The organism is Algoriphagus sp. AK58, from assembly GCF_014324365.1.
Taxonomy (GTDB): Bacteria; Bacteroidota; Bacteroidia; order Cytophagales; family Cyclobacteriaceae; genus Algoriphagus.
Genome location: NZ_QEIG01000014.1, coordinates 94,228 through 116,957, shown reverse-complemented (window position 1 = coordinate 116,957; position 22,730 = coordinate 94,228). Strand labels below are relative to the sequence as shown.

The 22,730-nt window shown below is 42.2% G+C and carries 17 protein-coding genes; 2 read left to right on the top strand and 15 right to left on the bottom strand.

From position 1 onward, the window contains the following. Window position 1: 1 nt before the first annotated feature. A complete protein-coding gene (locus DDT91_RS13675; protein WP_187176757.1) occupies window positions 2–922 on the bottom strand; it encodes a glyoxylate/hydroxypyruvate reductase A in 921 nt (306 codons plus the stop codon). Between the two features lie 179 nt (window positions 923–1,101). On the opposite strand from DDT91_RS13675, the gene DDT91_RS13670 reads away from it, so the two are divergent. Beyond that, window positions 1,102–1,950, top strand: a complete 849-nt coding sequence (locus DDT91_RS13670; protein ID WP_187176756.1) for a DUF2911 domain-containing protein — start codon at window positions 1,102–1,104, stop codon at window positions 1,948–1,950. 271 nt (window positions 1,951–2,221) lie between these two features. On the opposite strand, the gene DDT91_RS13665 is transcribed toward DDT91_RS13670, so the two are convergent. From DDT91_RS13665 to DDT91_RS13620, 10 genes are all read right to left on the bottom strand, one after another. Next, window positions 2,222–3,925, bottom strand: a complete 1,704-nt coding sequence (locus tag DDT91_RS13665; RefSeq protein ID WP_187176755.1) for a sodium:solute symporter — start codon at window positions 3,923–3,925, stop codon at window positions 2,222–2,224. A 102-nt stretch (window positions 3,926–4,027) separates the two neighbouring features. Then, a complete protein-coding gene (locus DDT91_RS13660; protein ID WP_187176754.1) occupies window positions 4,028–6,487 on the bottom strand; it encodes a PIG-L family deacetylase in 2,460 nt (819 codons plus the stop codon). Between the two features lie 92 nt (window positions 6,488–6,579). After that, the gene (locus DDT91_RS13655) at window positions 6,580–7,785 is read right to left on the bottom strand and encodes an acyloxyacyl hydrolase (protein WP_187176753.1); all 1,206 of its coding nucleotides are present in this window, start codon (window positions 7,783–7,785) and stop codon (window positions 6,580–6,582) included. Window positions 7,786–7,925: 140 nt separating this feature from the next. After that, window positions 7,926–9,134 (bottom strand): lipopolysaccharide assembly protein LapB, encoded by a 1,209-nt coding sequence (locus DDT91_RS13650; RefSeq protein ID WP_187176752.1) that lies wholly within the window; start codon window positions 9,132–9,134, stop codon window positions 7,926–7,928. Window positions 9,135–9,160: 26 nt separating this feature from the next. Further along, a complete protein-coding gene (gene gyrA, locus DDT91_RS13645; protein ID WP_187176751.1) occupies window positions 9,161–11,680 on the bottom strand; it encodes a DNA gyrase subunit A in 2,520 nt (839 codons plus the stop codon). A gap of 108 nt (window positions 11,681–11,788) precedes the next feature. After that, entirely contained in the window at window positions 11,789–12,808 is a 1,020-nt protein-coding gene (locus DDT91_RS13640) for a hypothetical protein (RefSeq protein WP_187176750.1), read from the bottom strand. Window positions 12,809–12,912: 104 nt separating this feature from the next. Beyond that, window positions 12,913–13,398 (bottom strand): hypothetical protein, encoded by a 486-nt coding sequence (locus DDT91_RS13635; RefSeq protein ID WP_187176749.1) that lies wholly within the window; start codon window positions 13,396–13,398, stop codon window positions 12,913–12,915. Window positions 13,399–13,517: 119 nt separating this feature from the next. Beyond that, window positions 13,518–14,168, bottom strand: a complete 651-nt coding sequence (gene rpe, locus DDT91_RS13630) for a ribulose-phosphate 3-epimerase (protein WP_187176748.1) — start codon at window positions 14,166–14,168, stop codon at window positions 13,518–13,520. A 54-nt stretch (window positions 14,169–14,222) separates the two neighbouring features. Then, complete coding sequence (locus DDT91_RS13625; RefSeq protein WP_187176747.1) at window positions 14,223–15,890, bottom strand: S8 family peptidase; 1,668 nt, start codon at window positions 15,888–15,890, stop codon at window positions 14,223–14,225. Continuing rightward, complete coding sequence (locus DDT91_RS13620) at window positions 15,877–16,566, bottom strand: hypothetical protein (protein WP_187176746.1); 690 nt, start codon at window positions 16,564–16,566, stop codon at window positions 15,877–15,879. The genes DDT91_RS13625 and DDT91_RS13620 overlap by 14 nt, the downstream gene beginning before the upstream one ends. 137 nt (window positions 16,567–16,703) lie before the next feature. Between DDT91_RS13620 and DDT91_RS13615 the strand changes: the two genes are divergently transcribed. Beyond that, window positions 16,704–17,324, top strand: a complete 621-nt coding sequence (locus DDT91_RS13615) for a phosphoribosylanthranilate isomerase (RefSeq protein ID WP_187176745.1) — start codon at window positions 16,704–16,706, stop codon at window positions 17,322–17,324. A gap of 59 nt (window positions 17,325–17,383) precedes the next feature. Here DDT91_RS13615 and DDT91_RS13610 read toward each other — a convergent pair whose 3' ends face one another. The 4 genes from DDT91_RS13610 to DDT91_RS13595 form a co-directional block, all read right to left on the bottom strand. Further along, window positions 17,384–18,334: an aldo/keto reductase gene (locus tag DDT91_RS13610; protein WP_187176744.1), complete on the bottom strand. Its 951-nt coding sequence runs from the start codon at window positions 18,332–18,334 to the stop codon at window positions 17,384–17,386. Window positions 18,335–18,399: 65 nt separating this feature from the next. Continuing rightward, on the bottom strand, window positions 18,400–19,806 hold the full coding sequence (locus tag DDT91_RS13605) for an NAD(P)H-binding protein (RefSeq protein WP_187176743.1): 1,407 nt from the start codon (window positions 19,804–19,806) through the stop codon (window positions 18,400–18,402). 56 nt (window positions 19,807–19,862) lie between these two features. Beyond that, the gene (locus DDT91_RS13600; RefSeq protein WP_187176925.1) at window positions 19,863–21,236 is read right to left on the bottom strand and encodes a putative oxidoreductase C-terminal domain-containing protein; all 1,374 of its coding nucleotides are present in this window, start codon (window positions 21,234–21,236) and stop codon (window positions 19,863–19,865) included. A 112-nt stretch (window positions 21,237–21,348) separates the two neighbouring features. Continuing rightward, window positions 21,349–22,719, bottom strand: a complete 1,371-nt coding sequence (locus DDT91_RS13595; protein WP_187176742.1) for a Gfo/Idh/MocA family protein — start codon at window positions 22,717–22,719, stop codon at window positions 21,349–21,351. Window positions 22,720–22,730: the final 11 nt, after the last annotated feature.

Genomic DNA, 22,730 nt, shown 5'->3' with positions numbered 1-22,730 from the left:
ATTAGTAACCTCTCTCGCGGTTTACGAGATTCTGAAGTGGACGGTTAGTTTTTAATCGATTAAAATTATCAATGATTTGGGGCGAAGCTGCAAGCGGATTGGTCACGCTGGCAATATGAGGTGTCAGCTGGATTCTGGACTCCTCCCAAAATGGGTGTTCCTGCGGCAATGGCTCCACGCGATAAACATCCAATAATGCTCCAGATAAATATCCCTGATCCAATGCGGGAATGAGGTCTTCTTCCACCAGGTGTTTTCCGCGGGCCACATTGATCAAGTAAGTACCTTTGGTACATTTCTTAAAAAGATCAAGATTTAAAATCCCTTCTGTTTCCGGTGTCAGTGGCAGCAAACAAACCAAGACATTGATTTGCGATAGAAATTCTCCCAGTTGATTCTTGGAAAAATACGGGTAAGGAAAATCGGACTTTTCGGAGAATCCAAATCCAAAAACCTCAAATCCCATGTAGTTTAATTTATCCAACACATCTCCCCCGAGGGCTCCTACTCCCATGACTCCCACTTTTACAGGAACCTCCGGATGAGACATGTCCCATACTTTTCTTTTCTGGTCGGCCTGATAGCGGGTAATCTGTCGGTGGAAATTGAGCACACCCATGATGACATAATTGGTCATAGACCATGTCAGTTTTTCATCCACTATCCGAACGATTGGCATGTTCTCAGGCACCGCCGGATCTGATAAAATATGGTCTACCCCTGCACCCAATGAACTGATTAATTTAAGATTGGGAAAAGAGCTTAAATATCCTGGAGGATGCTGCCACACCAGCGCCATTTCCACATCTTTTGGCCTTTGGATATCAGGATAGACCTGAATATCAATGTCCGGCTGATGATGACGAAGTGCATCTATCCAAACTTTTGGATTCCTCCCAGGGCTGATGATCGCTAAACTCATATGGTATACAATGTCTGAGTAAAATTAACCCAATCCCAAAACCTAAAAAACCCATTAATCAAAAACTGGTAAGTGATTGCCAAAAAGAGAGAATATTCTGTGAAATTGCAGACAAATCTAAAAATTGGAGTAGGATTTGTAAAAGAAATGTCCCGATAAACAAAAGTTATAAACCCTATATGCAAAACAAATTCAAACTTGTATTCCTGGCTTTCTTATTTGCCGGATTCAGCAGCTTTGCACAGCAGCTTCAAATGCCACAGGCTAGCCCAAGTGCCAAAATTTCCCAGAAAGTAGGACTTACAGATGTTTCTGTTGATTTTAGCAGACCAAGCACCAAGGGAAGAAAAATCTTTGGTGAATTAGTGCCTTACGGTGAAATATGGAGAACGGGTGCTAATGGTGCTACTGTCCTGACTTTTTCCACAGAAGTAATTATTGGAGGTCAAAAAGTGCCCGCTGGTTCTTATGCCTTGTATTCCATACCGGGAAAAGCCTCCTGGACCATGATCCTTAGCAAAAACACCAAGCTTTGGGGTGCTATTGGGTACAATCAGTCGGAAGATCAGCTCAGATTCACTGTGACAACTTCCAAAACCAGCAAAAAATACGAATCGTTCGAGATCAGTTTCAACAATCTGACTGACAACAGTGCTGACCTATCCATCAAGTGGGAACAAACCCGTGTGGATTTCACCATCGCAACTGAGGTAGACCCGATCGTCATGGCTGACATCAAGAAACAAGTCATCGATGCCAACAGCACCAATCCTGCTCTTCTTTATCAGGCTGCGAGCTACTATTTCACCAACAATAAGGATATGAATCAGGCGTATACCTGGATCAAGCAGTCCACTGACAGCGACCCTAAATATTGGACGGTACATCTCAGAGCCAAAATCGAACTAGCACTAGGCATGAAGACAGAGGCTTTGGAATCTGCAACCAAATCTAAAAATATGGCTATTGAAGCTAAAAACCCAGATTACGTTGGGTTGAACGACCGATTGATAAAGACAATAAAGTAAGGAAACAGAAAACCGGGTCAAGTGATCCGGTTTTTTTTATTTTTTCAGCCGCTAAGGCAGGAAGTCAGCGAAGTTAGACCACTAAATGGTCAACCAATTGGATTTAATTCCTGGTTTGATGAATGACTCCGAATGGGATCAAGCTTTTCAATAGTCAAGGGTTTGGGTTCGACTTCGGTCATCCATAAACCGTGAAAAATGTAAGCGATTAATAATTGTTTCACGACACCAAAGCGGGTCGAAAAACCTCTAAATTATTTGAGAAATATTTCTATTTCTTCGGTACCACCAACTGGATAACCGCCGCAAAAACCATCACAGAGATGCATCCCAAGGCATTGTACCATAGAAAACCGATATCCCAATGGAACCCAAGAATGCCTTCACCATTTTTGAAATGAACAAGTAAAATCAAAGCTTGGGACATCAAGGCCCCGATAAATACGGCTTGGCCTTTAACCCATTTCATGAAAAACCCAACCATAAAAATTCCCAGGATGGTTCCATAAAATAAGGAACCCAAAAGATTCACGGCCTGAATCAGATTTTCAAACAAGGAAGCATACGTCGCAAATAGAATGGCTCCCAGTCCCCAGAAAGCGGTAAATGCTTTGGAAGAAAGTACATAATGACCGTCGCTAGCCTCTTTTTTGATTGATCTTTTGTACAAGTCAATAGTAGTAGTCGATCCCAACGCGTTCAATTCAGAAGAAGAAGAAGACATGGCAGCTGAGAAAATCACAGCAAACAGCAACCCTACAATGCCCGGAGGAAGATAATCCATCACAAAGCGCATGAAAACATAATCCGTGTCACGGGTCTCTGCAGCAGGATCATTTTTTACAATCAATGACTTGACCTCATCACGGATGGCGTTTTGTTCTGATTTAAGAGACTTAACCTTGGATTTAAGCTCGTCTGCTTTTTCTTCCTGACCCAAATCTATAGCAGCTAGCATTTCCTGATACGTAGCTCTACTTGACTCAAAGCTTTCCGTATACTTTTTTTCCAAAGACACCAACTCTGAAGCATATTCACTGTTTTTGAGTTTTTCAGTTTGGACTTTATTAAATATCACAGGAGGCTGCACATATTGGTAAAAAACAAAGACCATTACCCCGATAAACAGGATGATAAACTGCATGGGAATCTTGAGAAACCCGTTCATAATCAACCCCATTCGGCTTTGAGTGAGCGTCTGTCCCGAGAGATAGCGCTGCACCTGACTTTGATCCGTACCAAAGTAGCTGAGGAAAAGAAAAACCGCCGCCGTCATTCCCGACCAGATATTGTACCTATCAGCAAGATCAAAGTCAAAACTTACCACATTCAGCTTTTCCATTTTCCCTGCCACATGCAATGCCTCTTGAAAAGAAATCGGTAACAGCTGGATCACGATAATTCCTGCCAAGATCATCCCTCCCATCATTACTGCCATCTGTTGCTTTTGGGTGATCGAAACAGCCTCTGTACCACCTGAAACGGTGTAAATAATTACCAAGACTCCTATGAAAATATTGGTAAACGTCAGATTCCAGCCCAAAAGTGTGGAAAGAATAATCGCCGGGGCATAAATTGTAATACCCGCTGCCAATCCTCGCTGGATAATGAAAAGCAAAGAAGTGAGGGTTCTGGTCTTCAGGTCAAAGCGGTTTTCCAGATACTCATAGGCCGTATAGACTTTCAGCTTGTAGTAGATGGGAATAAAGCTCACCGAAATAATAATCATAGCCAATGGCAACCCGAAATAGAACTGGATAAACCTCATCCCGTCTTCATAGGCCTGTCCGGGAGTACTCAGGAAGGTAATAGCAGAAGCTTGAGTCGCCATAATGGACAAGCCGATCGTCCACCAATTATCCTTGTTTCCTTTGAGATAGGATTCCAGACTTTTTTTACCACGGGTTTTATAAATGCCAAATGCAGCAATGGAAACCAAAGTCCAAAACAATACAATCCAATCCAGTGTACTCATGCGAAAGCGACAGTTAGCCAGTAAAACAGAGCGATCATGATCACAAGGCTGGCCATTAAGCCCCAGTAAATTTTACTCCATTTGATTTGATTTCCCTCCATTTTATTGCTCGATCAGATTAATGAACAATTTGATTGCACCGGGAATCCCTGAAGGTAATTGTCTGAAAAAGGAAATCCCTGTATAAACGTAAGTTCCCTCTCCATATTTGGCATAAATAAGCGAGCCAGTAGAAGGATTTTCTCCAGGATCCTGCATTGTAAGAGGAGTTTGGTATTTGGGATCCGGATTGGAAGCAAAATAAAGCCCTCTCTCCTGTACCCAACCCTCAAAGTCCTCTCCTTTGATCTGATTTGGAGCCATCAAAATTGGACTATTCCAGTCTGCCACTACAGGAGAACCCTGAACAGTCACCCTGTCTCTGCCAATAGTGAAAGGAAAGGGTCCAAGTTGATTGGTCAAAAGTGGTGAACTGGTATTGTATTGCACAATAAGTGTTCCTCCAGCCCTGACATATTCTATCAAGGCTTGTTGATTTGAAGCTAGGTCTGTATTCGTATTGTAAGCGCGGATACCCACTACAATGGCCTTAAACTGACTGAGGTATTCCGGAGAGTAATCATTCGCCCCGATCATCGTCACTTTGTATCCCAATCCAGTCAATACCCCAGGCACATTATCTCCTGCTCCCTGAATGTAACCGATGTGATTTCCTGACACTTTCCAGTCTGCCTGGATCAGATTGATACTTGCCGGACTAAAATAGGTCAAATGGGGAATATGCTTATAAGAAATTTGCTTGGTAATCTGATCGTATCTTTTGCCTGATTCGGTCGTAAATCGGGCAGTGATCACCTTTTTCCCATTCCCATTGGGAAGGAAAGCTACTTTGAAAATCCGCTTTTTCTGGTAAACCTCATCCTCGACACTCAGTATTTTAAACTGGTTTTTATCAATTCCCTCAAAGTCCAGTACTCCATCTAGAAATTGCTTTTTGAAATTGACGGTTACCGTAACAGTGGGATCTGCTCCAGACACCAAGAACACATTGTCTTTGGAAACGGTCAAATCCACCTCAGGTACAATCGTAAATGGCTGTTTGATTTCCCCATCTACCTGATCGTTGTATTTATAAAACAACTGGACTGGTAATTTAAACTGCTGATCTTCAATAGTAAAAGAAAGATCACCCCCGACGATTTGAGTAGAAAATGGAACTCCTATTTTTTGCTGACTTGGTACAGAGAAAAGAGCACCGTCCAGTGGATTTTCTAGCCAATAAGGTTGAGAGGAAGGAGTTTCTTCCGGAATCTTGAATTCAATCGGAAGTGTAACGGTGGCATTGTCTTTGGCAGTTCTTCCTTTAAAATAAGTATCCAAAATCTGAACAGAAACATCTTGGATCTCTAGTTGGGATGGGTTGGTTAAGGTCAAATCGGTTCTGATTTGCTCACCCGGAAATCCGGTTTCTTTTCTGGCGATAAACTCATACTCCAAACCGAGGGCGTTGAATATCGTTTGATCCAATTTTTCAAGCTTTTCTTTTACCCAAGTCTCCTGAGAATTCAAGCCAATAATTGCTTTTCTCAAAGCCAGCAATTGAGGGACATTTTGGTCCGCCTGGACAAAATTGAAATTTTTTAAAAGCTGATCAAGCTGAGAAAGAACTGCATTTCCTCCATTCAATTTTTCCCAACGATTGGTGACCCCATCAAACGGAGTATTGATATAATTCTCCCCTCCCACTTGCTCAATGTAATCTTTAGCCTTACCTGCCCCGGCCGTGGCACCAAATCCCTGTGACTTATGCATAGTGCGACTGTCTGCAGCAATCTGATGATAGGTCTTTCCTAGCAAAGGATCATATCCACCCACTTCAAAAGCATAATATTTTTTGCCTTCCTCAGGCTCAAACTCGCCACGGAAATTATAGGCATTGAAAAAAATCCGCTTGGGTTGCCAAGGTTTTACATAAGCCAATTGCTCTGAGAAGGCAGTTGTTTTTCCGGCCAAATCAAAGGCTTCTCCGGCCAAAATTGCAGAGGTGGTATGATGGCCATGAGTCACTCCGGGAGTAGTGTTGAATCGTGTAATGATGATATCCGGCTGAAATCTTCGAATAGCCCAAACCACATCCGCCAAGACTTTTTCTTTTTCCCAGTTCTGAAGGGTTTCTGTAGGATCTTTGCTGTAGCCAAAATCCAGGGCCCGGGTGAAATATTGTCTTCCTCCATCGGTTTGGCGGGCTTTGATCAATTCTTGGGTTCGGATTTGACCGAGCTCAATGCCCAGCTCTTTTCCAATCAGGTTTTGTCCTCCATCTCCACGGGTCAAACTGAGATAAGCTACTTCCGCATGTTCACCGTTGGCCAAATACGCAATCAATCGGGTATTTTCATCGTCAGGATGAGCTGCAACATAAAGTACCCGCTTGGTTTCCCGGAGTTGGAGAAGGCTGTGATAAACTTGAGAAGAGGGAACAGATTGTCCAAAAGAATAGAGTGGACAAAAGAGAATAAGTCCAATAATTGCTAGAAACAGCTGGTTCTTAAGTTGGATCATATTGGGTGAAAATTGACTCGGAAAGCTATCCTAATCAGCCACCAAATAAAAATAATTTTTTACCAGTGGAAGGTTAAAAAATCTTCACATGATTATTTGGAAGGAATGGTATAACCCACCGTGAACTCAAAAAAATCGGCTTTTGCTTTATGGGCTTTAATTTGCATACCCGCAAACATATTATTATCGAATCGGTATCTTGCGCCTATCCTTTCATAAAACCAGGTAATTTCTTGATTCAGCTCATTCCGATAGAGATACGCTCCTAATCCGATCGGCACATAGAGTTTCTCTGTCACTTGCCATTCCCAAGATCCCACAATTGCCAAAGAAGTTTGATCTCTGATTGAAAATGTTTCCCCTGGATTTCTGGATTCCATTCCTTGAGCCCAAAACATGTCAAATCCTAAACCAAACCGATATTTATATTTTGGCTCAATGAGATAATTGATTCCCAATCCCCCTCGAAAATAAGTCTCCTCACCTACCTCGTAATTTTTTATTCCTGTATACAAGGCAAGGTTCCAAAAGGATTTGAGAGCTTTTTCAGGAATCAACGGTTTTTCCTGTGGAATTGGAATTAGCTCACCCAGCTTTACATGCACACCCAAATTGACTGGAAAAAGGTTGATTCCGGCATTGGGTCTTTTAGTCGAACCATTTGAAAAATGTTTAAATCCAAAACTGGTTTTCACATCCATGCGTTCGCTGAGTTTAATGGTAGAATTCAAACCCACATTGACATAGCAATTCACCTTGGAACCTATGTATTGATTATCCGGATTTTCAAGTTCATCGAAAGGCTTTAAGTTAAACCCAAGGCCCAACTGTGTGAAATATCCAAAACTGATTTTTCTGTTTTGTCCAGAAATGGAAAATGGAATATCCATAAAACCATAAATAGCTTGAGGCCGACCGATCTCTGAACTGTAGTTCAACGTTGAATTAATACCAAATCCAAAAATTGGATATCTGTAAAGGTGGTTGTAGGGGGTGTTTTCAAATTTCTTCCAACCTAGTTGAACATCCACCGCATGGTATTGGAATCCATCTTTAATTTGATCTCCCCAATCGGTGCCATTGCTGAGCATAGGGCCTCTTTCATAGGACAATTTGATGGACTTTTGAAATTCTGCCTGACCAAAACCTAAAAAGGGATAGCCCAGGACGATAACAAAAAAACCAATTAACCTAAACCAAGCCATATTCCGATCAGAAGGACAAATACTAGTTAAAATGAAATAAAAAATTTTGATTATCCCTCCCTTTACAACCTCAAATCCGAGTGCCAAGCTCATTCGCTTAGCTTGTCAAGGTCTCGAGACCATTTTAGACTTCTTGCAAGAAAGCGGATATTCTTTTTAGAATTATTGGATTTTCTATTTAAAAATAAAAAAGGCCGAAAATTTTTCGGCCTTCTCAAGTAAAGATTTCAAGATTAATTATCCTGCCAGTTAGGGCCAAGAATGGCGGAGATCTTTTTGTTCATTGCTTCAGCTTCAGCGTTGTTCTTCAAACGTGTATGCACTTGAAACAAAATGATCATGATATCCGTGTTGTCAGGCTTGATTTCAAGGGCCTTATTGAAAAAAGGAACAGCTTGTCTGTACAAATCGTCAGCCTGCTTGCCCATTTCCTGTGATTTCTTTTCCCATTCATCATCTGAAAGTGCGTTAAGCTCGGCAAGGATTTCTCTGGACTGCTCAAGCATAAGTGCACCGGTGTAGTAGTTACCTTCAAAGAAATTAGGATCTACTTCTACTGACTTCTTGTAGTCAGCCATCGCACCATTCAAATCACCTGCTTGCTCTTTGAGGTAACCTGATCTTAACAACAAACCAGAATTGTTTGGATCATTTGCCAAGGCATCTTTGATTTGAGCCATAGCTTCGTCCATTTTATTCAACTGAAGTAGCAATTGAATTTCATATTCAGCCAAGACTTTGTCGTTTGGATACTCTTCACGAGCCTTTGATACCAAAGCAAAAGCTGCTTCAGGATTTTTCTCTTCAGTGCTTAAAATCTGCACCATGAAGTAGTAAGCATTGGTTTTATTATAACCTGGAATTTCAAAAAGATAATTGAAATGTCTTTTCGCGTCTTCAAATCTTCCTAAGTCATTGGCAAGGAAACCGGCGTTGTAGTGAATGGTAGAGTCAGTCTTGTCAATTTCACCAGCCAGGTTGAAGAATTCATAGGACATTTCCAGATCTTCAGCGTTGTATTTCTCCAATGCCTTGTCAAATGCTAGGTTTTTCAGGGTAAGGAGTGAATAAGGTCTCAAATTATCCGGAACACCAGGCAACTCTTCAGCATAAACTGCCTTTCCTACTGTAGAAGTTTTATTGCTTCCTGCCATTTCAAAGGCCTTATTGAAGGTTGAAATTGCTTGATTACCAACCTCTACAGTTTCCATTGTATTTTCTGTATCGGTACCAAATATTTTGGTTTGAATCTGTGCTTTAAGTAAGAAAGTTGCAGGATCACCGCTGGTTTCAGGATTGGTTGTTGCTCCTTCAATAGCAGTCAAAGCAGTCTGAAGATCTCCAGACTTAAAACCTTTTTCTGCCTCTTTGACCACCTTTTTTTGTCCAAAAGCCAAGGAAGCTGCTGCAACCATAGCTATCGAGAGAACTAGCTTTTTCATTAGCGTTTTTTTTCTTTATTGTTTGGTTACTCTATTGTTTCAGTATTCGATTCAGAAGAATCGTTCGCAAGATCGGAAGAATCTGAATTTTCTTCTTCCTCTCTGGAAATTTTTTCGACAGAAGATATTTCATCCCCTTCCCCTACTTTAATTAATCTGACCCCTTGAGTGGCACGCCCCATCACTCTGAGCTCGTCCATAGAAATTCGGATAGTGATACCTGATTTGTTGATAATCATCAGATCATCTGTATCCACTACTTCTTTGATGGCCACTAGAGCACCTGTCTTATCGGTCACATTCATGGCTTTAACACCCTTGCCTCCCCTGTTGGTGATTCGGTATTCTTCTAGGTCGGACCGCTTTCCGTACCCTTTTTCAGATACTACGAGTAGGGTGGCATTTTCCTTAGAGGCACAAACCATGCCAACGACATAATCATTAACATCCGTTAACGTGATGGCTTTTACCCCAGTGGCCGTTCTTCCCATTGGTCTAACCGCAGATTCATGGAAATGGATTGCTCTTCCTGATTTGGCTGCAATCACAATATGCTGATCCCCGTTGGTCATTGCGACGTGAACCAATTGATCATCTTCCCTGAAATTCAGTGCAATAATGCCATTCGACCTTGGTCTGGAATACTGCTCCAAAGTGGTCTTTTTGATGACGCCCTGTTTGGTCACCATGACCAAGAAGTGGTTATTGATATAGTCTTGATCTTCCAGATTTTCTACCTGGATGATTGATCTAATCTTATCATCTGACTCAATATTGATCAGGTTTTGGATCGGACGACCTTTGGAGGTCTTGGATCCTTCCGGTATGGCATAGGTCTTCAGCCAGAATAGTTTACCCTTGTCGGTAAAGATCAAGAGATAATTATGGGTGGATGCTGTAAACAAATATTCAGTCCAATCATCTTCTTTGGTACTTACCCCTTTAGAGCCCACGCCGCCTCTTCCCTGAGTGCGGTATTCGGTCAATGCTGTTCTTTTTACATATCCCTGATGAGAAACAGTAATCACCACCTCCTCATTTGGAATCATATCTTCATAGCTGAAGTCTTCGGCATTATGCTCGATTTCAGTTCTGCGGTCATCAGCATACCTGTCTCGCATTTCCTGGAGTTCGGTTTTGATGATTTCCATCCGCTTCTCCTCATTAGCCAGGATTTCTTTCAACTCCTCGATCAAGGCCATGATTTCCTTGTACTCTTGTACAATTTTATCACGTTCCATGCCGGTAAGACGCTGCAAACGCATATCCAGAATTGCCCTTGCCTGAATCTCACTTAGTCCAAAACGCTCCATCAGACCATTTCGGGCAGTTTCAGGATCAGCCGAGTTTCTGATCAAAGAAATTACTTCATCCAGGTGGTCTAGAGCAATGAGGTAGCCTTCCAAAATATGGGCTCTTTTCTCAGCCTCTTTCAATTCAAATTCAGTACGTCTTACCACCACCTCATGTCGGTGATTGACATAGTGAACGATCAGATCTTTCAGATTCAATGTCTGTGGCCTGCCTTTTACCAAGGCCACGTTATTCACCGAGAAAGAAGTTTGAAGAGCAGTTTGCTTAAATAGGTTATTTAAGACCACACTGGCCACCGCATCACGCTTTAGCTCGTATACAATGCGCATCCCAGAACGGTCAGATTCGTCACGGATAGCTGAGATACCTTCGATTTTCTTTTCATTGATCAATTGGGCGGTCTTTTCGACCATATTTGCCTTATTGACCATGTAAGGAATCTCCGTGATCACGATCATCTCTTTGTTGCCGCCATCCTTGATCTCCACATTCGCTTTTCCACGAAGGACGATTCGGCCTCTACCTGTTTCGAATGCTGCCTTTACACCATTGTAGCCATAAATAATCCCTCCGGTAGGAAAGTCAGGAGCCACAATAAACTTCATCAGTTCAGCTACTGTGATGTCTTTGTTTTCGATATAGGCAATAATTCCATCGATGACCTCTCCCAAGTTATGAGGAGCCATATTGGTCGCCATACCTACAGCAATACCAGAGGCACCGTTAAGCAATAAAGCTGGTACTTTAGCAGGTAGTACAGTGGGCTCTTTTAAGGAATCATCAAAGTTGAATTGAAAATCTACCGTATCCTTATTGATATCTACCAACAATTCCTCAGCAATTCTCTTGAGACGAGCCTCAGTATATCGCATGGCTGCAGCATTGTCACCATCGATAGAACCAAAGTTACCCTGACCGTCTACCAAGGTATATCTCAGTGACCAGTCCTGAGCCATTCGAACCATGGTCTCGTAGACGGCAGAATCACCATGGGGGTGATACTTACCGAGAACCTCACCAACAATTCTGGCAGATTTTTTATAAGGCTTATTGTGCAAAACGCCAAGTTCTTGCATCCCGTACAGGATTCTTCTGTGAACTGGCTTGAGTCCATCGCGGACATCCGGAAGTGCTCTGGAAACAATAACCGACATCGAATAATCGATGTAGGCACCACGCATTTCCTCTTCTATATTAATTGGAATGATGTGCTCGTTTTCTCCTTGGGCCATAAATTGCTTTTTCGCGCGTCAAAATTAAGGCTGCAAGATAGTAAAAAGCGCAAGGTTAAAAAACCTTGTTATGAAAGCTGGAATGGCTTTTAAATAATAATTACGGCATTAGTACCACTGTCCGATTTTACGGTTTTGAAGTCTGAAAATAGAGCTTCCCCGATATTCAATTCCATCATGAAGATGCTTCATCACGACTCCACAACCCTGGATTTTACATCTTTTTGTACCCGGGATTTTAATGGCCAAGCCCGCCTGAAGCCCATAGACATTTTGGTCAATATTTTGAAATTCAGAGAAATCGGAAGCTGCATAGGTGAATTTTCTAAACTCCGCACCACCTTTCAAGAATAATTTGGCGTACTCTGAAAAATCATATTCCATTCTCAAAAAAACTCCAAAATAGGGATCTTCTGACACGGCTAATCTGGGAGTGTAAGGCTGTCCTGGCAAATCCAAAGACGGATCATATGCCTTAGTCAACTTCATATTTCCAAATTCCCCTTCAAGAATAAATCTCCAAGGGTAGTTGGCTCTGGCACGCTGCCTTAGCTCAGATTGCATGTATAGATTATTGGTACTGTATTTTCGATACTGCCATTTCAAAAAAGATTGTCTTTTCTTGGCATCATATAAAACTAAACCCACAGTACCATAGGTCTTACTGATCTGATAGGTTGCACCTTCAAATTGAAATTCATGATCATTTCCTCTCATTGGAGCCAGGTTACCCCATTCTTTTCCCAACCCTCCTCCAATGGTGATAAGGTTAAACACATTTATCCTCACTCCTCCATTAACCAAGGGAAAAACCCAATCTCCCCCTTTCAAAGACAAAGTGTCCGAAAGAGAAAAAGCAGAATTTTCAAAGTTTTGATATTGACTGATCGGATAAAGCGTGGGGTTTTCTGAATAAAAACCAGTAGCCATCTGCTGATAGGCGGCACCGGTTGAAATTTCCAGAGCAAACATTTCTAACACATTTCGGACCGCATTGCCTACTCCCGATTCACTTTTTGGATTCTTTGCTTTCTCAGATATTCCAAAAATGTCGTCATCTTGGGCAAATGAAGAAAGGTTTAATACACTCAAAAAAAGTATGGAGACGAGAAGTTTTTTTCTGATCATGGGTTGATAACGTGATCCGTTTGAATTTCGTGTGAAAATAAAAAAGAAGCCTCTTTTTGAGAGACTTCTTCAAATCTTTTGCCAGATATCAGAAATGGCTGAAATTAAGCATCACCAGACTCTTTTTTCAGTTCGGCTACAACCTGATCCAGTTTTTCCTTTAAGGACGGGTCCTCTTTGATAGCTGTATTTACTTTATTGTAGATACTTACTCCAAGAATCTGATCGTCTTTTATCAATTCGGTTTTGTAATCCACTACAGACTGCTGAAGAGAGTCCTGAAAGTCTTTGATCGCTTTGTACGCTGAGCGCTCTTCGTCTGTAAGTTTGATTTCTTCCTCTTTTGCCGGATTTCCCCATGCCGCTTTTATTTCATTATACCGGGCTCCACCATCAATCACCTCATTGTTAAGGATCATGTTTTTAAGTTCCTCGGTCTTTTTCTCCACATAATCAGATGTCATCACTTCTACCGTGGCAAACTTCTTCAAATCCTCATCAGTAACTTCATTTTGTTCGGCAGACTCCTGAGCGAAAGCGCCCAAACTCAATCCCGAAAACAGAGCTAAAAACATCCAAATCTTTTTCATAACTAATAAATTTTAAATTGATACAATACTCAATAAAATCGATTGAGCCATGAAAACCAAAGAAAAAAGTCCTTTTTAAGGTATTTTAGGATAAGCGGTAGAATTCACTAAACTCGAGTCTATAAATTCTTTAATGAACGGATAGTTGCAAGAGGATCAGGAGAATTGAATACAAAACTTCCGGCCACGAGTACATCTGCCCCTGCTTCTACGAGCAAAGGAGCATTTTGAATATTCACCCCTCCATCAATTTCAATCAAGGCTTTTGATCTTTTAGCCAAAATCAATTCCTTTAGCCTTGAAACTTTTGAATAGGTGTTTTCTATAAATTTCTGCCCACCAAAGCCGGGATTGACAGACATGATGCAAACCAAATCAATCTCTTCAATTACTTCATTCAAGAGACCTACAGAGGTATGGGGATTGATCGCCACCCCCGCTTTTGCTCCTAACTTCCTAATTGCTTGAATCGTGCGGTGTAAATGGGTACAGGCTTCATAGTGGACGGAAATGATTTCTGCGCCCGCTGCCCTGAAGGCATCCAAATACAAATCCGGTTCGACAATCATCAGATGGACATCCAGCGGCTTGGCTGCATGCCGGTGAATGGCTTCTGTAACAGGAATTCCGAAGGAAATATTCGGGACAAACCTGCCATCCATAATATCCACATGGATAAAATCTGCCTCGGATCTATTTATCATTTCTACCTCGGATTGAAGGTTGGCAAAATCCGCTGCCAGAATGGAGGGAGCAATCTGTGTTGACATGTTGTATTGGGAAGAAATACAAATCAAGATAAAAACTCTTACCCCGACAAATTCCTATTTTTTCAGAAGCTTAGCCCTCTTGATTTCATTTCCGTCACGGATTTGAAGGATATATACACCGGGATGAAGTTGATTCAGCTGGATGGTATAAGGTTCTTTTGGTGAACTCCTCTCCATTTTTTTTTCCAAAACCATCCTTCCGGCTACATCAAACACCGTCAAATCGATTTCCGAGCCACCTTCCGTGGAAATGGTTAAATCTCCAGAAATCAGTGGATTGGGGAAGATTTTCCAAGTGGTATTTTCTTCCGACTCCACACTTAGGATTTCCCCAAAATAGGCAGAGGTGAAATTGGGAATTCCATACCCTAAATTGTTGTCAGGATTTCCGTATTGAGAGGCACTTCGCAAAAGATTGAGAATCAGTTGATCCTTGGTCCATTCAGGACGCGCTTGCCAAAGCCCAGCGGCTAGTGCAGAAATCTGAGGGGCAGAAAAAGAAGTACCTTGCCCCGCTCCCACTACTCCATTTGACCTAACCAAAATTGGGGCTTGACCAAAAGCAACCAGTTCAGGCTTTATTCTACCGTCTCCAGTCGGTCCTCTGGAACTAAAACTGGAAACAGTGGATGTAGTAGTCACAGATCCAACAGATAAAATACCAAACGCATCTGAGGGAGCAGTTAGACTACTTGCTCCTCTTGAGCCATAATTGCCCACACTGTTGACGACAAGGATTCCTTTTTTGGCAGCAATATTTGCTCCTTGGGTGATATAGGCTGTTTTTCCATCCAACTTTCCAATGGAATAATCCATACTCGGATCATCAAAATCATAATAGCCCAATGAGCTATTCACAATATCAACTCCCAAGCTATCCGCAAACTCAATCCCTCTTACCCAATTGAGTTCTTCAATTCTATATTCGGTGGCTACTTCCTCTGTAATCACAAGAATAAAATTGGAGTCAAATGCTCCCGAAACCAGTTTTCCGGGCTCCTTGGCAGCAATTAAGGATGTGACATTGGTACCATGCTGATTGTCCTGAAAAACCTCTTTATTCCATGGCCTTACCACATCCAGCTGAGCTAAAATCTGATTGTTGGTAAAAAGATGCGCAAATGGACTTGCGGTCTTCATCCCCGGAAAACCTGCATCAAAAACGGCCACCGTCACCCCTTTGCCGGTGAATCCGGCTTCATGCATTTTATCAATACCAATCAGTTGATTTTGAAAATCATAGGAATTGGTTTGAATGTCCAACTCCCTTAGATTCCATTTGGGATGAATGGCTTTATCAGAAATTTTGGAGCTCACCTCATCCTCCATCTTGGATCCTGGTCTGGGCAAAAACCCTTTGGCCGCTAATTCAACCCTCTGCACAAATGGAAAGGCTTTAATAGCATTGATTTGACTTTCATTGGCTACGATGATGACAGCATTGAGCCATTTACTCGTATACAGAATATCCAGGGAGCTCGTCTTGACTTCAAGTACATACTTGGATGAAACCGGTAAATCCAAGCTATCCGGCTGGATTCCTTCTCTGATTCTTCTATTGAGCGCTTTTGGTGTTAAAAAGTCCTGAGGTCTAGTTAGAGAATATTCGCTTTGTGGTTTGTATTTAAAAAAAACCACGAAGCGGTCTTGCGCATGAGCATTATTGCCTTCAAGAATTCCAAAAAAAAGAAAAACAACCAAAAAGAATCTAGCGAATATCATATTCGATCAGTTTCAATCTCACTTTCGACCCTCCATCAATAATCTGTTGTCCCAGACAATTATTTCTTGAACAATAGGTTAGCACCTCATCGTATTTTTCAACCAGGCCTATATTCCTCTGAAAAAGTTCAAAACGCACATCTCTCTGGGTGACTTTATCATCTAATTCTTCCTGGTTTACTCTTACCAAATCAAAAGATTGGTCAACTCCGCTTCCCACTGAAGCTACGGAGTCAATCTCAAATTCGTCTTTTCCCAAGGCCTGAAAAGCTAATCCATTCCATTTTTTCCCCATAAAAGGAGGAAAATTCAGCGCAATTACCGGCTTATTGTTTGTGTTTCTTATGAGTAATTTGTCCCGAATCTGAAGTGTATATTCCAATTGTTTCGTCCAAGTATTCCGATCATTGGACTTGCTTCTTTCTACGATAAAAACAAGTCGCAACTCTGAATCCAGATAAGTGCCTCTGATTCTGTCCCGATAAAAAAAATTGGAAGTTTCGAAGTCATTTTCCCCAAAATAAATCGTCTCCTCTACCTCATATATCCAAAAGTTTCCAACTGATAAGGGTTGGAATTCTGATTCTGGATCTACTTGCACAGGTTCAAATTCTTCCTCACATCCGGTCGTGAACGAAAGAATAAAAAAAAGTAAAAGGTATACTAGTCTCCTCATTATTGTCCAATAATTGATAAAAATAGTTGAAATTTCCTTTTTGAAAGCAGAAAAGTCTCAAATCTCTTAGCCGTTAATTTACTTTTCTCTCAAATAATGCCTGCTTACCTTAGCACTCTCAAACTGAACTACTGCTTATGTCCTTAAAAACTTTTGTAAAAATAAACCGGGTTACCAACTTGACGGATGCCCGATTCTGTGCAGGAATGAATGCGGATCTTCTGGGTTTTTCACTGGAAAATGATTCCCCACATTTTTTAAGCCCAAAGAATTTTGAAGAAATCACCGGATGGATCTCGGGTGTAAACTTTGCCGGCGAATTCAAGCATTCCTCTGCAGAGGTGATCAAAGAAGTTTTGGAACAATACTCAGGAATAACTTGGATAGAAAGCGAGCAATTGGAGCCTTTGATTAAGCTCAAAGAATTGGGACACCACTTGATTTACAAAAAGAACATCGAGGAGGTGCTGAAGTTGGAAAAAGACCTTGGGAAGGTATTGAAGGACAATTCCATCACTCTACATTTAACTTCTACCCAAAATACATTAGAACCTGATGATCTGGAGGTTATCAGAACATATTCAACCTATTGTAATGTTCTTTTAGGCTTTGGAATTTCCGTTTCCAATGTGGAAAAGCTGAGCGAAAATGAATCGATACACGGATTGGCTTTGGACAGTGGTGATGAAATCAAGCCCGGACTCAGGGATTTTGACCAATTGGCCGAAATTTTAGAAAATTTGGAAATCGAAGATTAAAAACAATTGACCCCGATTTGAATCAAGTCGGGGTCAATTGTTTTTAGAGCATACGGCTTTTAGCTATCCCAAAGGTCAGAGAGCTTGTACGGGCTCTGAGGGCCAGTAAAGAAGCTTCCATCCACAAAGCGATGGGTCACACCAATGTTGGCTAGCTGAACCATGTCATCCTGATCGAGGATAATATCCGCCGCTTTCAAATTTTCAATGATACGGTTTTGGTTGACAGATTTTGGAATGACCGCAATGGACCTGGCGATAGACCAAGCTATGAGCACCTGACCCACTGTTGCCTTATGTTTGGCTGCAATTTGATTCACAACCGGATTTTCCAATAGCTTTGGATCGTTCTTATGTCGCTCTGCCCGAGAATCCGGAGAACCCAAAGGTGAGTAAGCCGTCACCAACATTCCATTTTCTTTACAGAACTTCACCAAGGCTTCTTGCGGTAGAAACGGTTGAAGCTCTATCTGATTCATTTCCGGTTTATCTCCCTCCAATGAAAGAATCTCTTTCAGTTTCGCTTGATTGAAGTTAGAAACACCAATATGCCGGGTAAGACCTGCCTTTTTCACATCCTGCATGGCTTCCCATGTTTGGGCTAATGGGACATCCTGGTAAGTGTAAAACTCTTCCCTGTGGGTAGCGAAGCCTATTCCCGGCTTGAATGCGATAGGCCAATGTATCAGATACAAGTCTAAATAATCTAAACGCAGGTCATTCAAAGACTTCTCCAAAGCGGGACGGACATCTTCATGACGGTGGGAATCATTCCAAAGCTTGGAAGTCACAAAAAGATCTTTTCTTTTGACCAATCCTTCTGCTATCGCATCAGCTATTCCCTGTCCTACTTCTTTTTCATTTTGATAAATGGCGGCACAATCAATATGTCTATATCCTGCTTGAATTGCCCAAAAAACCGCCTGGCGAACTTCTCCCGGTTTACTTTTCCAGGTTCCCAAACCTAAAATGGGTAGTTGGTCTCCGTTTTTGAAAGAAAGGGTTTGCATGTGGTGAGTTAATTTAATTTTTCTTAAAGTTACAGCTATCCCTGTTCAAAGGAGTCTGAATTTATTTAAACTGTCGCTTTTTTTTCTAAGTATCGTTTGAAACGATTCATCACCCACAAATGTAGCTTAGCCTGGGTATTCACATAGATAAACCATGGCAAACGTGGCACAAATTCATGAATCGCAGAGATGATGTATCGGCTATCCAATACCTCTCTGAATTCCAGCCATCCGTAATCAAATCGCTTGACTAACCAGCCTCCTGTTATGTAAAAAAGCTGTCGCTCCTCATCGCTTCGGTCAGGAATTTGAGTCAACTGAAGCATGGGCTTTTTGCCCCAAAGCAAGTGAAAACCCAAGTCTCCTCTTTCATTGACTTTTCCTCGAATCACAAATCTGAAATAAGATGGAAGCCAAATCGAATACCGATAAGCTACCCAAAGTGCTGAATTACGGCCTTTATTGGGCATTCTTTGGATGGAACGTACCGTATTTTTTACCCCTTTCTTCTTGAAAAAGGAAGGTAAATTTGGTTTTTCATTTGTTTCCAAAGCTTCCCTTACGGATTCTTCAAAATTCAAATAATTGATTCTCTTTTCCCTGAAAGTTCTATCCGGATTCACCACCAAGGTATGCCTGAGGCTTTCGACTAGAGGCGAAACCAACTGAGGGGGACTTTCACCGAACAATCCTACCCAAAATTTGGACAGTCCCAGTGAGAAAACAGGAACAGAAAATACCAGACGCTTTTTTCCCATTACTTCTGCCGTTCGCTCCAGCATGTTCCGGTAGCTCATCACCTCCGGACTTCCGATCTCGATCACTTTGTTATAGACATTCGGATTTCCAATACAGGAGTCCACTATTTCCAAGGTGTCCCGAAGTGAGATCGGCTGGGTAAGGGATTCCGTCCATTTGGGACACATCAGCACGGGTAGCTTTTGAATCAGATTTTTGATCATGTCAAAACTCGACCCACCTGGACCCACGATAATGGATGCTCGAATGGCCGTAAGTTTCGATTTTCTCGAACCCAATGTCTGCTCCACTTCCAATCGGCTTTTCAGATGGCGGGACAATTTTTCTTCAGGTTCATCAGGGATCAATCCTCCGATATAAATGATTTGCTTTACGTCATTGAGCTCTGCGGCCCGACTGAAATTATCTGCCAATAGAAGATCAGTGTCTTCAAAGCTACCCTGATTTAGTCGGGTGGAAGCATTCATGGAGTGAACCAAATAAATAGCCACATCCACTCCTTTTAAGGCCTCTACAGTAGAGGTAATGGAATAAAGCTCAACTTGTCTCCATTCCACTTGGGGATAAGGATTAGATTTGACCTGCCTCCGACTTAGCCCAATGAGATGATAGGTATCTTTAAACTTTTCAATGAACCAACTACCGATATATCCTCCTGCACCCGCAATGGCGACTGTGAGTTTTCGCGGAGAATGTGCTGAGTCCGATTTCATAAAAAAAGGCTGGTCAAGTAATAAACCTGCCCAGCCTTATCAAAGTTTACATCACTTCATTTTTTCATCGCCATTTCATAGGCTTTGGTGGTAGTATAGTACTTGGTGATCATGTTTGGAACTTCCCAAGCAGGCATAGTTCCCATCTTGAAGTATTCCAAAAACTTCTCTGTTACTTGGGCAAAATGTGCCTCGTGACCATTGTGATAACTATCAGGAATGATGACTTGGTATTCACCCGAAGGCATCAGCTGAAGATCTATACCGGGATACTTCGTTTGTAAAGTTTGCTTCACTGCTTTTTCCAGATCAGCCTGGCCCGAACCAATCAGCTTGACATACAGCGCCGGCCGGTAGTTTTCCTCTTTCCCCTGACGGATGATCAAATTTGCTTTGGTACCTCTCATCATGCTGTAATGCGTATCACCAGCCCCTTCAGGTGCTTGATAATTCCAAATCACACTAACTTTTGCATGTTTGCCCCTCAACGTGTAATTCATCTCGCCATTACTCAACACTTCCAATTTTCCGTCTTTCACATTCTTCTGTAAAAAGTCCGAAAAGGTGGACTTTCCGGTCACCTTGGAAAATTCCTCCAAAGTCATGGTTGTGGGCCAAAGTCTGGCGGTATTCATCCTCACCTCAGAAGTATCCAAGATTTGATCCGGAAAAGCTTCCCATTGGATCAAATCGACCAAATGAGTGGTCACATCCACGATACCTGTTCCTTCTTTCTCCACATCGAAAAACCAGTCCGGACGAACCAAGGGAGAACCCGAAACATACTTGAAAAAATGATGAACCGACACCTTTGAAATGGCGGGGTCTTCAGGAGTACCATCTTCCAAGGTTCCAAATACTTCCGGAATCATGGAGAGTTCCCTCTGAAGCAGAGTAGTAATCTCAAACCGTTCCGTCATGATGTCGTAAAGAAGCAGATTTTTTTCTTTTGCGGTCTGGAATGCTGTAAGGAGTTTCTGGAATCCTTCCGGATTGATCACCAAGGGCTTGTCGGCATAGACATGAATGCCATTTTCTACTGCAGAAAGAATGTAATCTATTTTCACATCATTTTTACCCGCCACCATCATCACATTGCCTGGCTTCTGTGTGATCATCTTTTGAAGGAAATCCGCTCCGGTGTAAACTTCCAGGTTCCATGCAGTTGGGTTGTCTGTACGGCTGTTGTAGGAAGCTAATCGATTAAGATGGTCTTTGAGCTCTGAACCCTCCGGTGCAAATATGTAGACGGTCGAATCCACATCCAGATACATGGATTTATGAATCAACCCAGCATGAAAATGCCCGGGATCCAGGGTCATGATCGCTACTTTTGAATTTGATTCAACTTTTTCGTTATTCATTTCTTTTGGACTGCAACTGGCGATAAAAAGGGCCAAAATGGCCCCGGAAATATAGTTTTTGGACATCATGTTTGTTGATAAATGGTACTCAGTTTATTCTAATTTGAAAAGAATGAATTTTTGTCAAGACAAAAGCTGCCATTCTAAGCTAGCTATTTCAGCCTTCTGACTTCAGCTTTCAGACTTTCACATAATCGGTCCCCCAAGGTCTCCTTTGTGGTCTGCTCAAATGGGAATTAGCCTCTGAATCATTTACAAACTGCTCTTTTACAGGATCCCATTCCAACCTTCGGTTGACTTTCATGGCAATATGACTAATCAGACAAACCGAACAGGCACGATGCCCTATCTCAACAGGAGAAAGAAGTTCTGCTTTTCCCTGAATGGCTTCAAGCCAATTGCCATGGTGCTCATCACTTCGGGTCAACCTGATTTCATTTTCACCGATGACGGATTTTAGAATTTTGGGATCAGAAGCATCTAAAGCTTTGGAATTGTTTCCTTGTGCTACCGGATCAGAGGCAGAAGCCACATAATTCCCTCTGGAAACCCAAATCCAACCTTCTGTTCCTTCATATCGGATTCCATTTGGATAGCCTCCTGAGGTAAGCATCACCACACCATTGTCATATTCGGCTTTTACCATGAAATCCCCATGCACATTCCAGAATCCAGATCTTGGGAACTCAGCCACAGCTTCAAGGTATCTAGGTCCTGTCAGTTCCGTATCCATACCCCAAGCTGCGGAATCGAAGTGGTGCTGTCCCCAGCCGGTAATCATTCCTGCTCCATAATTTTCATGCCTCAGCCATCCCGGACGGCTGTAATCATGCTGAGGGTGAACCCCGATCTCGGAATAAGGGATTTCAGGTGTGGACCCCAGCCACATGTCAAAATTCAAATTGGAAGGAACAGGCATAGATTGAGCCTCAGGTCCGGAAGGATCACCTGGAAGGCCGATTCTTACGGTATGAAGCTTTCCGATCCTACCATTTCTCACCAGTTCGGCTGCAATCCTGAATTGCTCACTGGAGCGTTGCTGAGTACCAAGCTGTAGGACAACTCCGGTTTTATTGACCACATTGACTAGCTGGCGACCTTCCTTGATCGTCAAGGAAGTCGGCTTTTGTACATAAATATGCTTGCCTGCCAAGGCTGCTTCCATAGCAGGCTGTGAATGCCAATGGTCAGGTGTGGAAATGATCACTGCGTCGATGTCTTTGTTGAGAAGCATCTCCCGATAGTCTCCGTATTGCTTCACATCGATATAGGGACTGCCCATTTTCTTGGTGTAATAGTCTTCTACCAGTTTTTTTCCATCAGCCATTCGCTTGCTGTCCACATCCGAAACAGCGACAATTCGAGCCACATCATGTCTCCAGGTTCCAGGAAGGTCATGTTCCCTTGCGATCCTTCCGCAACCGATTTGTCCGATATTGATTTTGTTACTAGGGGCATTTTTCCCAAAAACAGATGCCGGCACAATAGTTGGGATGCCAAAAGCAGCCGTAGCCAAGGCTGTTTTTTTCATAAAATCTCTTCTTTCCATAGCTTGATAGG

Coding starts and splice junctions, on each gene's coding strand:
- DDT91_RS13675 (WP_187176757.1), bottom strand. CDS start 922: ATGAGTTTAGCGATCATCAGCCCTGGGAGGAATCCAAAAGTTTGGATA.
- DDT91_RS13670 (WP_187176756.1), top strand. CDS start 1,102: ATGCAAAACAAATTCAAACTTGTATTCCTGGCTTTCTTATTTGCCGGA.
- DDT91_RS13665 (WP_187176755.1), bottom strand. CDS start 3,925: ATGAGTACACTGGATTGGATTGTATTGTTTTGGACTTTGGTTTCCATT.
- DDT91_RS13660 (WP_187176754.1), bottom strand. CDS start 6,487: ATGATCCAACTTAAGAACCAGCTGTTTCTAGCAATTATTGGACTTATT.
- DDT91_RS13655 (WP_187176753.1), bottom strand. CDS start 7,785: ATGAGCTTGGCACTCGGATTTGAGGTTGTAAAGGGAGGGATAATCAAA.
- DDT91_RS13650 (WP_187176752.1), bottom strand. CDS start 9,134: ATGAAAAAGCTAGTTCTCTCGATAGCTATGGTTGCAGCAGCTTCCTTG.
- gyrA (WP_187176751.1), bottom strand. CDS start 11,680: ATGGCCCAAGGAGAAAACGAGCACATCATTCCAATTAATATAGAAGAG.
- DDT91_RS13640 (WP_187176750.1), bottom strand. CDS start 12,808: ATGATCAGAAAAAAACTTCTCGTCTCCATACTTTTTTTGAGTGTATTA.
- DDT91_RS13635 (WP_187176749.1), bottom strand. CDS start 13,398: ATGAAAAAGATTTGGATGTTTTTAGCTCTGTTTTCGGGATTGAGTTTG.
- rpe (WP_187176748.1), bottom strand. CDS start 14,168: ATGTCAACACAGATTGCTCCCTCCATTCTGGCAGCGGATTTTGCCAAC.
- DDT91_RS13625 (WP_187176747.1), bottom strand. CDS start 15,890: ATGATATTCGCTAGATTCTTTTTGGTTGTTTTTCTTTTTTTTGGAATT.
- DDT91_RS13620 (WP_187176746.1), bottom strand. CDS start 16,566: ATGAGGAGACTAGTATACCTTTTACTTTTTTTTATTCTTTCGTTCACG.
- DDT91_RS13615 (WP_187176745.1), top strand. CDS start 16,704: ATGTCCTTAAAAACTTTTGTAAAAATAAACCGGGTTACCAACTTGACG.
- DDT91_RS13610 (WP_187176744.1), bottom strand. CDS start 18,334: ATGCAAACCCTTTCTTTCAAAAACGGAGACCAACTACCCATTTTAGGT.
- DDT91_RS13605 (WP_187176743.1), bottom strand. CDS start 19,806: ATGAAATCGGACTCAGCACATTCTCCGCGAAAACTCACAGTCGCCATT.
- DDT91_RS13600 (WP_187176925.1), bottom strand. CDS start 21,236: ATGTCCAAAAACTATATTTCCGGGGCCATTTTGGCCCTTTTTATCGCC.
- DDT91_RS13595 (WP_187176742.1), bottom strand. CDS start 22,719: ATGGAAAGAAGAGATTTTATGAAAAAAACAGCCTTGGCTACGGCTGCT.